Annotated in this window: 13 protein-coding genes; 8 read left to right on the plus strand and 5 right to left on the minus strand. The window is 41.3% G+C overall.

The window, feature by feature from the left end; translation table 11 throughout:
* Window positions 1-383 precede the first annotated feature (383 nt).
* Window positions 384-1,376 (minus strand): AraC family transcriptional regulator, encoded by a 993-nt coding sequence (locus tag AAFN64_RS10900; protein ID WP_347760451.1) that lies wholly within the window; start codon window positions 1,374-1,376, stop codon window positions 384-386.
* A gap of 129 nt (window positions 1,377-1,505) precedes the next feature.
* On the opposite strand from AAFN64_RS10900, the gene AAFN64_RS10905 reads away from it, so the two are divergent.
* Both AAFN64_RS10905 and AAFN64_RS10910 read left to right on the plus strand, forming a co-directional pair.
* Window positions 1,506-2,333, plus strand: coding sequence for a siderophore-interacting protein (locus AAFN64_RS10905; RefSeq protein ID WP_300490246.1), 828 nt, complete (start codon window positions 1,506-1,508; stop codon window positions 2,331-2,333).
* Between the two features lie 22 nt (window positions 2,334-2,355).
* On the plus strand, window positions 2,356-3,108 hold the full coding sequence (locus tag AAFN64_RS10910) for an ATP-binding cassette domain-containing protein (RefSeq protein WP_347760452.1): 753 nt from the start codon (window positions 2,356-2,358) through the stop codon (window positions 3,106-3,108).
* Between the two features lie 85 nt (window positions 3,109-3,193).
* On the opposite strand, the gene AAFN64_RS10915 is transcribed toward AAFN64_RS10910, so the two are convergent.
* The gene (locus AAFN64_RS10915) at window positions 3,194-6,223 is read right to left on the minus strand and encodes a PAS domain S-box protein (RefSeq protein ID WP_347760453.1); all 3,030 of its coding nucleotides are present in this window, start codon (window positions 6,221-6,223) and stop codon (window positions 3,194-3,196) included.
* A 2-nt stretch (window positions 6,224-6,225) separates the two neighbouring features.
* Window positions 6,226-7,368: an FIST N-terminal domain-containing protein gene (locus AAFN64_RS10920; RefSeq protein ID WP_300490237.1), complete on the minus strand. Its 1,143-nt coding sequence runs from the start codon at window positions 7,366-7,368 to the stop codon at window positions 6,226-6,228.
* Between the two features lie 433 nt (window positions 7,369-7,801).
* Here AAFN64_RS10920 and AAFN64_RS10925 point away from each other — a divergent pair, with 433 nt between their 5' ends.
* Complete coding sequence (locus tag AAFN64_RS10925; protein WP_347760454.1) at window positions 7,802-7,954, plus strand: hypothetical protein; 153 nt, start codon at window positions 7,802-7,804, stop codon at window positions 7,952-7,954.
* 27 nt (window positions 7,955-7,981) lie between these two features.
* Window positions 7,982-10,660: a magnesium-translocating P-type ATPase gene (mgtA, locus tag AAFN64_RS10930; protein ID WP_347760455.1), complete on the plus strand. Its 2,679-nt coding sequence runs from the start codon at window positions 7,982-7,984 to the stop codon at window positions 10,658-10,660.
* Between the two features lie 11 nt (window positions 10,661-10,671).
* On the opposite strand, the gene AAFN64_RS10935 is transcribed toward mgtA, so the two are convergent.
* Entirely contained in the window at window positions 10,672-11,592 is a 921-nt protein-coding gene (locus AAFN64_RS10935) for a DUF4421 family protein (protein ID WP_347760456.1), read from the minus strand.
* Between the two features lie 33 nt (window positions 11,593-11,625).
* Window positions 11,626-11,976: a helix-turn-helix domain-containing protein gene (locus tag AAFN64_RS10940; RefSeq protein ID WP_347760457.1), complete on the minus strand. Its 351-nt coding sequence runs from the start codon at window positions 11,974-11,976 to the stop codon at window positions 11,626-11,628.
* Window positions 11,977-12,114: 138 nt separating this feature from the next.
* On the opposite strand from AAFN64_RS10940, the gene AAFN64_RS10945 reads away from it, so the two are divergent.
* The 4 genes from AAFN64_RS10945 (at window position 12,115) to AAFN64_RS10960 (ending at window position 15,505) form a co-directional block, all read left to right on the plus strand.
* Window positions 12,115-12,753, plus strand: a complete 639-nt coding sequence (locus AAFN64_RS10945; protein WP_347760458.1) for a peroxiredoxin-like family protein — start codon at window positions 12,115-12,117, stop codon at window positions 12,751-12,753.
* Complete coding sequence (locus AAFN64_RS10950) at window positions 12,750-13,544, plus strand: DNA alkylation repair protein (RefSeq protein ID WP_347760459.1); 795 nt, start codon at window positions 12,750-12,752, stop codon at window positions 13,542-13,544. The genes AAFN64_RS10945 and AAFN64_RS10950 overlap by 4 nt, the downstream gene beginning before the upstream one ends.
* Window positions 13,545-13,589: 45 nt before the next feature.
* A complete protein-coding gene (locus tag AAFN64_RS10955) occupies window positions 13,590-14,495 on the plus strand; it encodes a LysR family transcriptional regulator (protein WP_347760460.1) in 906 nt (301 codons plus the stop codon).
* A gap of 65 nt (window positions 14,496-14,560) precedes the next feature.
* Window positions 14,561-15,505, plus strand: coding sequence for a putative sulfate exporter family transporter (locus AAFN64_RS10960; RefSeq protein WP_347760461.1), 945 nt, complete (start codon window positions 14,561-14,563; stop codon window positions 15,503-15,505).
* Window positions 15,506-15,564 lie beyond the last annotated feature (59 nt).

A 15,564-nucleotide genomic window follows, 5' to 3' on the forward strand; every position in this document is an offset into this window, starting at 1 on the left:
TCAAAATAACACAAACTTCTTTTCTCTAGTCTCTCCAATTTAAAACAGCCCAAAGTGTTATCCGGTACAGCACATTCAAAATTTAAAATCCAACATTCAAAATAACACAAACTTCTTTTCTCTAGTCTCTCCAATTTAAAACAGCCCAAAGTGTTATCCGGTACAGCACATTCAAAATTTAAAATCCAACATTCAAAATAACACAAACTTCTTTTCTCTTGTCTCTCCAATTTAAAACAGCCCAAAGTGTTATCCGGCACAGCACATTTAAAATTTAAAATCTAACATTCAAAATAACACAAACGTATCCGGTACAACCATTCAAAATTTAAAATCCAACATTCAAAATAACACAAACTTCTTTTCTCTTTTTTCTTGTCTCTTTACTCTAAAACAAATTTCCCCGGCGTGATTCCAAATTTTTTCCTGAAAGCGGTTATAAAGTGCTGAACGTACTCGTAGCCGCAATAATCTGCCACCTCAGCAATAGTACGTTTCTGATCCAGTAAAAGGTGTTTTGCTTTTTGCATACGCAACTCGTGCAGATATCCGAAAACCGTCGTATTAAAAACCTCTTTAAACCCTTTTTTCAACTTAAAATCGTTTAAGCCCACTTCGTGCGCCAATTCGACCAACGTATACGGATTACTGATATTCTGTTCCAGTAACGTCCTCGCGTAATGTATTTTTTCGATATCCTGCGCTTTCATCGACTGCTTTTTTTCGGACGATTGTTGTTCCAGCTGCGCTACCTGTAACATAAACAATTCGATTGCCTTTGACTCGATAAACAACCTTTTGAGCAAACCGGAATGCTTACTGTTGATGATCTCCGAAATGATACGGTTCATTTGTGGTGTAATACTCATATTCTGCTTACTCACCATCGTCATGGCGCCTTTTTCTATAGCTGAGAAAAAAGCCTCCATACCCGGATTTCCGATACTCGCAAAACGCTTAAAATAATCTTCCGTAAAATGAACCTCAAAAAACTCGTTGGTTTCATTTTGCTTTTTAAAATTAAAGAACCCTTCGAAATCTTTGGCATACATCAGATTGTGTTCCTGCGGTTTAAAATGGAATAACTCACGGGAATGTTTTGTCGTAGCCATACTGTTTCCGGTAAGTGCAAAATGCATTTCCACGACCGAATAATTACTCTCTACCTTTAACGAAAGATCTTCTTTAACACGCGTATGTCCTTTGGTTATATGAATGCCTTCAAACCACAAATCCAGAATATCGGAAGAACCGAATTTCGGATGTTCGATCGAAATACGCTTCTCATTATATGCTTCTTCACTTTTAAAATTCTGAGGTAATTCCCGTTCCAACAATATATCGTTCAGATCGGTATTGGTAATCGTCATTTTCATAAATAATCCGTTTTGAGTAATTGATAATCCGTTTTGAGTACACCTTAAAAACAGATAAAACAGAACTTTGTCAAAGATATAATTTATTTAGAAACAATCTAAATAATAAATTAAATAACCGCGAGACGTATGGCAAAGAAAGAAAATAAAGCGCAACACATTATTAATGCTACGTTAAAAGTAAAGCACAAAACCTATATAACACCCCATTATCTGAGAATTACATTAACCGGCGTGGATGTCCCAAGATTTGCTGCCGCGACTGTTGGAGAAAACAATAAAATTTTTATCCCGCCGGCTGGTGTAACGGAAATTCATTTTCCAACCTTCGAAAACGGTAAATGGCTACCGTTACCGCCTGAAGTTAGTCCGGCTGTGCGCACCTATACACATCGGGGCATCGATTTGGAAAAAAACGAGATGTATATCGATTTTGTAGCGCATGGTGATAACGGACCGGCATCGGCCTGGGCGATGCATGCCAAAGAAGGCGATCCGCTGGGAATAGCCATGTACGGTTTAAAAACGGAACTCTATCCGGAAGCCGACTGGTATTTACTGGCCGGTGACGCCACCGCAATTCCGGTAATCAGTGCGATCCTGGAAGACCTTCCGGAAAATACCCAAGGCGTAGCCCATATTCTGGTTGAAAGTCCACAGGAAATCCAACCGATTCAAACCCGTTCGAAAGTGGTTCTGAACTGGCATTTTTACGGTGAAAATTTGCAAAATACCATCCTCGAAGACCGTATTCGGGAAATAGCGTTGCCCGAAGCCACTACGCGTCGTTTTGGGTATGTCGCTGCCGAATTTTCGGCTGTTAAAGCCATACGCAATTACCTCCGCAAAGAACTAAACTGGACAAAAGAAGAATTATATGCCTATTCCTATTGGAAATTCGGAACAAGCGAAGAGCAATCGGCTACAGAACGCCGTGCAGAACACCAATCCGTATAGGAATTTACCCTAACACGCAATCATGAAACTATTTAAAACAGCCACTACCACTATTACGCGATTTGATATCCGATTTGAGAACGTCTCCTTTGGTTATATCAAAGATCATAACATTGTAAACCGTGTGTCTTTTTACGTAAAAGATCAAAATACTGTGGCCTTGGTAGGTGCTACCGGTTCGGGTAAAACCACTCTTACCGGTTTAATTTCCCGAATGTGGGATCCCAAAAAAGGACGTATTAAAATTGGAGGTGTTCCTATTTCCCGTATGCCACAACAACAGTTAGCGAACTATGTTACGCTTATTTCGGCTACCACTCCGCTACCGGACGATACGCTGTACAACGCCATCTGGTCGGCCAATCCGAAAGCCAGTCCCGAACAGGTATTCGAAGTACTCGAAAACGCGCGTGTTATTGATTTCGCCTGGGAATTACCCAATGGTATGCATACGCAATTACGACATCCGGAATGCCATCTTTCCGATCCGGAAAAACTGCGTATCCAGATCGCACGGGCTATGCTGAAAAATGCGCCTATTCTGCTTTTGGACGAAACCGTTGCTACTTCCGGAGCAATGGATATGCTATACCTTCAAAAAGCCAAACAGGAGCTAATAAAAGACAAAACCGTTATTATTATTACCCGGAATCCGGAAACGATCAAAAATGCCGATCAGGTGTTTGTGCTTCATGACGGGAAACTCGAGGAGCATTCGAATGCTGTTTTTTATTATAACCACACCCATCAGTGGAACCTGCAACTGGAATTTTAAAACGATCCATAACTAGCTTTTTTTGATGCAACGTTTTTAAGGGTTTCTGCGATTACCTCAACGAAACCTTTAAAAACAATATGGTTTAATCGAGTTCGTATTGTTGCAATTGTGCGACCACCGTTTGCAGTTCCTGTTTTACAAAAACATATAATGCACTAAGCGATTCGTAGTCGTTCGTTTCTTTTGCCATTTGTTCCAGTAATTTCAATTCGTCTGCTATTGAGGTTATTTTTAAACTTTCCACACTAGGTCGGATCTTGTGAACCAGTTTACCCAATTCGGCAAATTCCTGCTTTTCCATCGCTTTTTCCCCACATTCGATCAGTTCGGCAACCTGCGCTCTAAAAACGTTTACAACTTCCCGGATAAAATCGCTACTGTTACCGGACAATTCCCGTAGCATGTCCAGATCGTATAACCGGCGTTCCGGCGCTTCTTTTACCGGCGTTCGATCGTGTACGGTATATTTAGCAATCAACCCGATCAATAACTCTTCGTCAAACGGCTTGGTAACATAATCATTCATTCCCGCGGCATAACAACGGTCTATTTCGGTTTTAAAAGCATTAGCCGTTAACGCAATAATTGGCGTATTCAGTTTTAATTCATTACGGATTGCCAGTGTCGCTTCGATTCCATTCATTTCCGGCATCTGAATATCCATCAGGATAATATCGAATTTTCGCTGTTTTAAAATTTCCAGTGCCTTTAAACCATTTTCGGCTTCTTCTACCTTACAGTTGTAATATTTGAGTGAATTCTGAGCCACCATACGATTTAGTATGTTGTCTTCCACCAATAAAACCGAAATATCCTTTAGACTTCCGGGTTCCATTTTTCGTCCGGCAGTCTGTATTTTTTCCGGATTTCCTTCTTCCAGTTTCAGGTATACGTGAAACGTTGTTCCGTTTCCTTTTTCACTTTCAATTTCGATCCGACCTTTCATCAGTTCCACCAATTCTTTGGTGATAAACATTCCCAATCCGGTACCACCATATTTTTTGGTCGTCACAGCTTTATCTTCCTGCGAAAACTTTTTAAAGATATTTTTCATATAACCGGCATCCATCCCGATTCCGGTGTCTTGTACCGATATTCTAATTTTTTGCCATCCGGTTTCTTCTTTGACCAGAACACAGTTGATGTTAATGGCTCCGCTAGCGGTAAATTTAATAGCATTCCCCAACAGGTTAAACAATATCTGTTCGAGTCGCAACTCATCCCCTTTTAAAACCTTACTCACCTCCGGAGCTACGTTTTTATTAACGGTTAGTCCTTTTTCCCGTGCTTTCGGACTTAAAACGGTAATCACGTTTCCGATCGTATTTTCCAAAACGAAATCGGTATTTTCCAACGTCATTTCACCGGCTTCAATCTTCGAAATATCCAGTACATTATTGATAATCGCCAAAAGATGCTTGGACGCAATCTCGCTGTTGTTGATATAATCCCGCTGCGTTGATGTGAGCTGTTGTTTTCCCAGTTCTCTTAGAAATCCGACAATCGCATTTAAAGGCGTCCGGATTTCGTGACTCATTTGCGCCAGAAATGCTTCCTTGGATTTGGAAGCCTGCTGTGCTTTTATTTTCTGATCTTTCAGTGCAATCTCCAAGCGTTTCTGTTCCGTAATATCGAGGTGGATTCCAATGGAACCGATCCATTGCCCGTTATCGTCATAATTTGGTCCGCCGCTAATCGCCCACCAGCGTTTTTCGCCTTTTTTATTTTTAACCGGTAACTGAAACAAATTCGAAATCCCGTTTTCCCGCAATTTCCGTTTGGTTTTAACCAGTTCCAGATGCTCTTCAAACATAAATAAATCCGGGGCATATTTCCCGAGGATTTCATCCAGTTCGTATCCCGAAATCGACAAAAAACCCTGGTTCGCATACAGGATATTTTCATCGCGATCCACTTCGATAAGCCCCATATTCATGTTGGCTATGATATTCCGGTATTTTTCTTCCTGTGCTTTCAGACTGTTTTCGGCTTTTTTCCGTTCGGATATATCCTGAATAAAAGCACAGAAAAACTTTTCCCCGTTGTGTTCGATTGGCAATATCGAAATCTCAATAGGAAATTCATTTCCGGCGCGGTTTAATCCACTCAGTTCGATGCGTTTATTTAACACCGGTCCTTCTCCGGTTTCCAGATAGCGTTTTAATCCTTCGCTGTGTTTGGCTACATAGCGTTCCGGTATAATGGTTTCGGCCAGATTTTTACCCCGAACCTCAATCTGCGACCAGCCAAACATTTTTTCCGCCTGTCGGTTCCAAAAGGTGATTTTCCCTTTACTGTCGATATTGATAATCGCATTCAGCGACGCGTTCATGATCAAACGATTGCGTGCTTCACTCTCTTCGATCAGAGAAAGGGCGTTTTCCCGTTCGGTCACATCGGTATATTTCCACAAATGTCCCATTAAAGCACCGTTAACCAGAATCGGAATATGATCCCGCTCAAAAAAATGTCCGTCGGTGGTTTCCATAATTTCGTTGGTAACCATCATTTTGTTTTTAAAAACAGTTTCGAAACGTTTTTTAAACAGTACGGGATCTTTAAACAAATGGCAACGTTCGGCCATAATGGCTTTACAATCCGCTCCAATCAGGTCATCGGGCGTTTTTCCCAATGCAAAAAAGTCGCAAAACAACTGATTTGCAAATAGTATGTTTCGATTTTTATCCTCCACCATAATCCCGGACTGAAGATTCGCCAGGAGTGTTTTAAGCAACTGAATGGTATGGTTCAGACTTTCTTCGGATGCTTTTCTTTTGTTGATTTGTTCGCTCAGATAACCGGAAATAAACAACAGGTCGTTTTTTTCCTGATCACTAATCGCAATCGGTTCTTCGTTAATTTGTTGCAAACTATCATACAAATTATCGATCGATCGTTTTTTAAGCTCGTATTCTTTTTTCAGGCTGTCGTGTACTTCGTTATATTCCCGTTCACTTTCCTGAAAAGCGTGATGCATGATATTCTTCTCTTTTTCATAACTCCGGTACGTCGCATCAATAACCGCCAGAAAATCGTTCAAATCGTTATTATGCCGAAGTGCTTTAGGCAAATACTTATTGATTTGTCGTTGTAATAGTTTATGATACGTCATAGTCATTCCATTTCATTAAGTCCTGTGATTGTCATCGTCTGGTTATGAAATTCACAATTTGAGAAAGGCTGTAAAGGCGATATTTCCCCGTAGGAATAAAATCCGGTTAATAATGTTTGTGCGCCAAACATCTCGGCTACGGCCTCGACCTCTTCGTCTATTCTATTTCCTAATATTATTTTCCGTCCCACACAACTGATCAATAATGCTAGCTTAGGACTGGCCTGAGTTATCGTAAGACAGGAACCGGCGGCATCACTGGCAGCATCGATCAATTTATCAAAATTTGCCTTCATAAATTTCACCTTAGCGCCTTCGGGCAAATCCCCGGCGAACGTCATTGTTTTAGCTACATTATCAATAGAAAGTATGGTCCGCACCACGGTTTCGTTGCCACCTTCCAACGTAAGCGACAATGGAAAGAGTAAAGCTGATCCCGGTAATTCGGCGGCATATTCCCCGAGATAATTGATATACAAATCCAGGGCATTTTTATGATCAATCTCATATACGATGTTTTGCTCAGACCGGGTTACAATACGCTCCAGTCCAAAAGCCTCCCATCCTCCTAACGAACCGTGCGATAACACGAGTTTTTCGCCATAAAAACCAATAGCTACAATTTTTCCCGGTTCGGGATAACCATTTAATCCGACATAAGTTTTTTCAAACCGATCGGCATCGCCTGCTAATCCACCGGTGATCAATACATGATCGGGTTTCACCGCATTCATCCCTTTTACCAGCTCGCTGCCGTTTACTTTTCCGCCATCGGACAACACCAACACCAGTCGCAAGCCGGCAACCGGCATACGTTGGATGAGTGCCTTTCCGGCTTCATAGGCCGATATAAAATCATCGATAGCCACCATAGCCGTTGTCATCGTTGTAGATGCAAATGCACTGGCGCTAATGGTAATCGTCCCGTCGCACACTTCCTTGTCGTAAATCTCTCCGGAAGACGAACACAAAACGATATTGGCAGCAGGAAACTGTTGTTTTAAAAAATCGTAGGATTCCGGGGCGCTAACCAATTCGGGTGCGCCAAAGCCCATTACCAGTTGTGCTTCGGAAAAAACGAGTACCTCATCGTTTCTAATACTGGTAAAAGCTCCGTCCTGATAACATAACAAAGCCGTTTTCATACTACTTTGGAATTATAGGTTATCGGAATCATTTCCGGTTTTAAAATACCGGATGCTGCCAGGAATAGCATTGCTAAAAATAGTTGCGGTCATAGGAATTTGGGTTTTGGGGGATCGTGCTACCTAAATTACTAAAAAAACACCGTTTTGCTAACTTTTTAAATCCTAATTTTAACTAAAAATAAAAAATTAAGGTTTATATTACTGAATAACAACAATATTCCTTAATTGCATTTTTACAGTATAAATAGCCACTCTAATATTTTTCTAATAATATTCTAAAGTGTCTCTAACAGCCCTGTTCGAATTCTTGTCTTACTTTTGCCCTAATAATAATTATAATCATGGACGATTATCCCGAATTAAGTACTAACATTTCTCTATAAAGACAAGCCGATGTTGTTTGTCTTATAGCGACAAAAACATGGATGTCATGAAATTCTTTTTTTCAATCATTAGCTTTTTCAGACCGGTTAAAAGAGAGTTACCGGTTAAAAATTACGATACTTTTCTAGGACTTGACCTGGATTCTTTTTTGGCTGAAACCATAGGCAGGAAATCGTGTTCGAACGAAATCCGCTTGTAACAAAACCAACCTTAAAAAAGTATCCGAATGTTTAGCTCAAAAATAAAAATTACCCCAAAGGGTTTTCCGGTTTTTGAAACCAATCGGCTTTGCGAAGTGGCAAAAGCCGACACCACTACTATTTACGCCTTATTGGAAAGTCGGCCGGAAGGATTGTCCGAAGCACAGGCCGACGAAAAAAGAAAAGTTTACGGATCAAACGAGATTCTACATGAAAAACCCGATCCGTGGTACAACCAATTATTAAGTGCGTTTATCAATCCGTTTATCATTGTACTATTGGTGTTATTGATGATTTCGGTTGTGATGGACATTATTCTGGTCGAACCGGGACAAGAGGATTATAAAACCATAGTCGTGGTGAGCGTTATGGTTATCTTAAGCTCCTTACTTCGTTTCTGGCAGGAATTCAGTAGCAATAAGGCGGCCGAAGAACTTAAAAATATGGTCGAAACAACGGCTACGGTATTGCGTGGTACTTTCGGAAAACAGGAAGTTAATTTTAAAGATATCGTACCGGGTGATGTGGTGTATCTAAGCGCGGGTGATATGATTCCGGCCGATATTCGCATTCTGCAATCGAAAGACCTATTTGTGAGTCAGGCGATTTTAACCGGAGAATCGCTTCCGCTGGAAAAAAATGAAACCCCGATAATGGCCGAAGATTCCAAATCGCCTTTGGAATTTGATAATAGCTGTTTTATGGGAACCAATGTTATTAGTGGTACGGCAACCGCTATTGTTATCGCAACCGGAAAAGACACCTATTTAGGCAAAATCGGCAAAGCCCTTAGCGGCAAACGTCCGGAAACCAGTTTCGACAAAGGCGTTAATAAAGTAAGCTGGCTATTGATTCGCTATATGCTGGTTATGGTTCCGCTGGTTTTTGTGATCAATGGTATAACCAAAAACAACTGGCTGGATGCGTTGCTTTTTGCTATCGCGATTGCGGTTGGATTAACCCCGGAAATGCTTCCGATGATCGTAACCGCCAATCTCGCAAAAGGCGCCAAAAACATGAGCAAACGGAAAGTAATCGTCAAACGGCTTAACGCAATCCAAAACATCGGCGCGATGGATATTTTGTGTACCGATAAAACCGGTACGCTCACCATGGATAAAATCATTTTGGAACGCCACCTCAACGTTTTGGGAAACGAAGATGACGAAGTTTTAAAATGGGCCTATTTTAACAGCTTTCACCAAACCGGACTTAAAAACCTGTTGGATGTAGCCGTACTCGAACACGTTGAACTGCACGATTATTTAAAAGTGGAGGAAAACTACCGTAAAGTAGACGAAATCCCGTTCGATTTTCAACGCCGACGTATGAGTGTTATTCTGGAACAAAAAAACGGCAAACAGCTACTCATTTGCAAAGGTGCCGTGGAAGAACTGTTGGGACTTTGTTCCCATGCCTTTTATCCCGGTGAAAATGCGCAGATTCATATTGAAAACGATGCCATAGTACCGTTGGACGATAGCATCCGGGCTACGGTTATGCAAACCTCTAAAAAACTCAACGAAGACGGTTTACGCGTTTTATTGGTTGCGATTAAAGAATACGACAGTCGAAGTGCGAATTATAGTATCGCCGACGAAAGCAATATGGTACTCACCGGGTTTATCGGCTTTCTCGATCCGGCCAAACCATCGGCCAAACCAGCCATCGAAAGTTTACAGAAACTCGGTGTTTCGATTAAGGTATTAACCGGTGACAATGACATCGTTACCAAAAAAATATGCCGGGACGTAGGGATTCCGTTTCATCAGGTCTTATTGGGAAATGAAATGGCACAACTCACAGATGATCAATTGATCGAACGTTTGGAAACCACCAGTATCTTCGCTAAATTAAATCCGGTACAGAAATCCCGAATCGTTACCTTATTTCAGGAACAAGGTCATACCGTTGGCTTTATGGGCGATGGAATTAACGATGCACCGGCATTGCGCAACGCCGATGTGGGTATTTCGGTGGATACTGCTGTTGATATCGCCAAAGAAAGTGCCGATATAATTTTATTGGAAAAAGATCTGATGGTGTTGCGAAAAGGAGTGATTTATGGCCGCCGGACTTTCGGGAATATCATCAAATATATCAAAATGACCACCAGTAGCAATTTTGGCAATATGTTTAGTATGCTTGGCGCCAGTATATTTTTGCCATTTTTACCGATGCTACCGATACAATTACTGATTCAGAATTTGTTATACGACATTTCGCAAATTTCCATCCCATGGGATCGAATGGACGACGACTTTCTGGAAAAACCGCAAAAATGGGATGCCAACAGTATTAGTCGGTTTATGTTATATATCGGACCGGTAAGTTCCGTATTTGACTATATTACTTTTGCCGTTTTGTTTTATGTTTTTAAAGCGAATGCACCCGAACACCAACATCTGTTTCAGACCGGATGGTTTGTAGAAGGCTTGCTCTCACAGGTATTGATTGTTCATATGATTCGTACCCGAAAAATTCCGTTCCTACAAAGTTGGGCCACCGCTCCGGTAGTTGCGTTAACCTCATTGGTAATGCTAATCGGGTTGCTACTTCCGTTTACGCCGTTTGCGCATTCGGTAAACCTGCAACCATTACCGTTAGCCTATTTCCCTTGGTTAATCGGAATATTAATTGGGTATTGTTTTCTGGTACAATTCGCTAAAGAACGCTTTATCCGCAAATTTGGCAGCTGGTTATAGTTTTATATCCACTAAAGTCGAGGCAATTTTTTAAGCAACCGGGAAGAACTGTCAAAACGCTTCACCAGCATGAGCTGTAACGTAGCAGTGCTTACACCGACCTGGTTGCTTTGCTCATAAGAAACATACAATCGGTTCATCAGGAAAGAAAGATTAACCGACCAGTCATTGATATTATAGCCAGACGCAAAACGGAAAAACAAACTGGGATTCCAGTCAATCTTATCTTCGAAGTTTTTAAACCCCATGGTAACGCCCGGTGTTAAAGACCCTGTTACAAAAAACTGTGGATTGATCACCCATGTATACGCATACCCAAGGCTTGGTCCGATCTGATACAATTCTTTTCGGAAACCAAATACATTATCGGCGCGAACCCGGTTGTAATACGCTCCTCCGCCGAGTAAAAAACTACCCGCCGATTTTAACTGCACCTGAACCTGATCGAAAGCCGCGCGATAGGAAAAGCGTTCTCCGTTAAACACATACTGGCCAAAAACGCCAATATTGGTCAGTTGTGCATCGGGATACATATTCAGCACGTCATTTTCCGTATCCTGATAATACAATCCTTTATAATCCAATCCGAAGAAGTCGAGAACAATTTTCCGTCCGTAATAATGGTATTCCAAATCAAAATACCGGGTTTCTCCTTTCGATTTATCCGCCAGGAAACCAAACCCGTAACTATAACTCAATCCGGAATTGCCCCAGGTAAAACCTGCTCCAATGGCAAACGGACTATTGGCTGTATATTCTTTGTTATCGGCATCCGGGTATTCGCTGTTTAGCGTCACAAACTTTCGGGATAAATAGGTCCGAACCGAATATTCCTGAGGGAATTTTCCGATATACGTACTGTCAACCTGTGCGACTACAGTTGGTATTCCGGATAAAAATAGTAAAAGCAGGAGCCATTGGGGAGCTGTCATGTAGTTTTATTTTTACAAGATTCTAACGTAAAATCAAATGGTATATTGTGATTCCCGGTGCGCAATCAGGGTTTCGCCCCAACTATTTAACGACCATAATACCTGAACCAGATCTTCGCCTAAAGGTGTGAGCGTATACTCCACTCGTGGTGGTACTTCCGGAAATACTTCTTTTTGTATCAATCCGTCGGATTCCATTTCCCGTAGTTGTTGGTTTAAAACCCGACGGTCGACTACGGCAATCCCTCTCAGCAATTCACTCGGTCGGCGAATACCTTCATTCATCTGCCATAAAATCGGAATTTTCCATTTTCCGCTAATGGTATTCACGGCTTCTTCCAACGGACAAATCTTATTTTCGGTAATGCGTATTTTGGTTTTCATGTTTTTTCCAGATTTTTTATTTTACGGACGATACTGAAATTCAGTAAAAGTGTCCTTTTTCGCCCTATGGGGTAAAAAAATGCGGTATTGTGTGCTTCATTTAAAGCGATGATCTTTACAAAAATAACAGAAAATACGATGCCAACACTACAAGAACAGATCAAAGCCCTGAACGAACAACTCGTCACACAGGTTCCGCTGGAAACCCTTAAAAACTTCCAACGCTCCATAACCGATTTACAAACGACCTATTCCGAAAAGGATACTATTAAAATCGGTGCTGCATTTCCGGAATTTGAACTTACCGATCCATCGGGACAAACAATTCATTTACAAGATATTCATACGGAAGAAACCCTGATCATTGCCTTTTTCAGAGGTTCCTGGTGTCCGTATTGCAATCTCGAATTACAAGCATTGGAAAAGGCATTACCTCTTTTTCATGCAAAAAAATCCCGACTGATTGCCGTTAGTCCGCAAAGCCCCGTTTATAACGACAACCAACAACAAACCCATCGGTTATCCTTTCCCCTGTTAACCGATTCCGAAAACAAACTTGCACAACAGTTGGGCATTACCTTTCGTCTACAGGATTTTGTACGTCCCGATTACCAAAAATTAGGTATCCAACTGGAGGATTTCAATGCCGACAGCAGTGGTATTTTACCAATTCCTGCTATATTTGTTATCGATCGCAACGCTCAGATCCGCTACATTTACCTTGATCCCGACTATCGAAACCGTATTGAAATCGCAACACTAACAGCCCAATTATGACCGTACGAAAAGGTGCCCGAACCATCGCTCAAATCCCTCCGGAAATACTGGAACAACTCAACAATGGCAGTATCGAATCGGCCAACCTAAACGAATGGCTGGCCATCAATCCGAAACAACTGTTGGAAACGGTACTCACGCAATGGAACCGCAAAGACTACCTCAACGATATTCTGACCGATATTGCCAATTTGAAGAAACAAACCGTTACGGTTGTCAACGAAACGATTGGTGTGAGTCTTTTAACCCAAAGTTATCTTTACAACGATACGACGCTGTTTGAAAAACTCGCCACACATCCGTCGGATACCGTACGTTGTTGGGCGACTTATTTTATTGGAAAAAGTGACCATTCACTGGAAGAAAAACTGGAACGGATGCGTCCATTTGCCGCGGATAGCCATTTCGGCGTACGGGAAATCAGCTGGATTGCACTCCGCGCCGACATTACCGAAAATCTGGAACAGGCCATTCGTTTACTCACGCCGTGGACCGCATCCGAAAACGAATATATCCGTAGGTTTGCCTGCGAATCCATTCGACCAAGAGGCGTTTGGTGCAAACATATCGAAGCCTTAAAAGAAACACCCGAACCGGCAATCGTAATTCTGGAACCATTACATTCGGATACTTCCAAATATGTCCGCGACAGTGTGGCTAACTGGCTAAATGATGCTTCCAAAACCCGACCGGATTTTGTGGTCAATCTGTGTAAAAAGTGGGAAAAAGAAAGTCAAAGTAAAGAAACCGCTTCTATTATTAAAAGAGCCTTACGGAGTATAAACGGTTAAACGATTATTAAATCGTATCTTTGAACTAATGCAATTATTCCGGATATGTCTGATATACGCCTAAAAGTATTTTATACTGTTGCCAGTCACTTAAGCTTTACCAAGGCTGCAGACGTCTTATGCATTACCCAACCGGCAGTTACCAAAAATATTAAAGAACTGGAAACCGAACTGAACATCCGTTTGTTCGAACGCCGGGGAAGCAAAATAACCCTTACGGAAGCCGGAGAAATCCTATACCGACATGCGGAGTCGATTTTTGAGATTTATAGGAAAATCCAATACGATTTGGGATTACTCAAAGAAAAACAGGCCGGCGAATTGTTATTGGGCGCGAGTACAACATTGAGTCATTATATCCTTCCTCCGATACTGGCAAATTTTTACAAACATTTCCCGGATATCCGAATTTCGTTACTTGATGCCAATACCGAAAAAATAGAAGAAGCCGTATTACAGAAAAAAGTAATTCTGGGGATTGTGGAAGGAAAATCAAAAAATAAGGATTTAAAATATGTCCCTTTCCTAAAAGACGAAATTGTAGCCGTTGTACATACTTCGCAGGAATTAGCAAACAAAGATAGGATCAGTAAAGACGAATTTCATGGTATTCCATTGGTGTTGCGGGAAAATGGCTCCGGAAGTTTAGAAATCATCGCACACGAACTCCGAAAACACGATATTCAGCTAAACCGATTAAACCTTATCATGCAACTCGGCAGTACGGAAAGTATTAAATCGTTTCTGGCAAATTCCAATTGTATGGCTTTGCTTTCGATTTCGGCGGTTAGTAAAGAAATCGTAGACGGACAATTTAAAGTTATCGATATTGATGACATTGACATTAAGCGTGTCTTTTACTTTACGCATTTACAAGGACAATTGGAAAAAATACCGGAAATGTTTTTACGATTTGCACAAAACAGTATAACCAAAAGTTATAGCTTATAACTATTTATCATTGGTGTCACCTTGTTTATTGACGGAACTTTGTCGGACAAACAAAACAAAACACTATGACCTTTACTTCGCTTACTGCTAACTACAAAAAAGGACTGTACCTGTTTGGTATTACGTTATGTCTTTTTCCTTTTATCAGTGCGCCATTAGCACTTTTATTCGGTTTTATCTTAACCCAGTTTATTGGCAATCCGTTTGAAAAAATCAGTCATAAACTCACCAAAATCCTATTGCAGTTTTCCATAGTCGGATTGGGATTTGGGATGAATCTGACCGATGCATTACAAACCGGTAAAGAAGGTTTTCTTTTTACAATCGGATCCATTACGGCGACGCTTATCCTTGGCGTTATCCTTGGTAAATTTTTACGGATTCCGCGAAAAACCGGTTTCCTGATTTCGGCCGGAACGGCAATTTGTGGCGGAAGCGCGATTGCCGCACTAACACCAATTATAAAAGCCCGCGAATCCGAAATATCAGTTTCACTGGCAACCGTTTTTATTCTGAATTCAATTGCGCTGTTCCTGTTTCCGTTTTTAGGACATTTATTTGGACTGAGTGAATCCCAATTTGGAATGTGGTGTGCCATTGCCATACACGACACCAGTTCGGTTGTAGGTGCGGCGCAACGGTTTGGTGATACGGCCCTTCAGGTTGCCACCACTGTAAAATTACAACGGGCACTTTGGATTATCCCATTATCGCTGGTCACTTCCTTTGTTTTTAAAAATAAGGAAAGTCGGATTTCAATTCCTTATTTTATTTTTCTTTTTGTATTAGCCATGCTTTGGAACAGTTACTTTCCCGATTTCCGGGTTTTAAACGACACCATTGTACTGATAGCCAAAAAAGGTTTGGTGGTCACTTTATTTCTTATCGGAGCCGGATTAACCCGCGAATCGCTTAAAAAAGCCGGAATACGCCCCTTATTACAGGGAATACTGTTGTGGCTGTTTATCTCCGTAGTGTCCTTGGCTGTGATCTGGACAACCATCGTCTAAATCGTGTTTCAATAACTATAGGTTATTGTCCAAAAGTCCGATACTATCTTCCATTTGTC

Source organism: Flavobacterium sp. CAU 1735, assembly GCF_039888695.1.
Lineage (GTDB): Bacteria > Bacteroidota > Bacteroidia > Flavobacteriales > Flavobacteriaceae > Flavobacterium.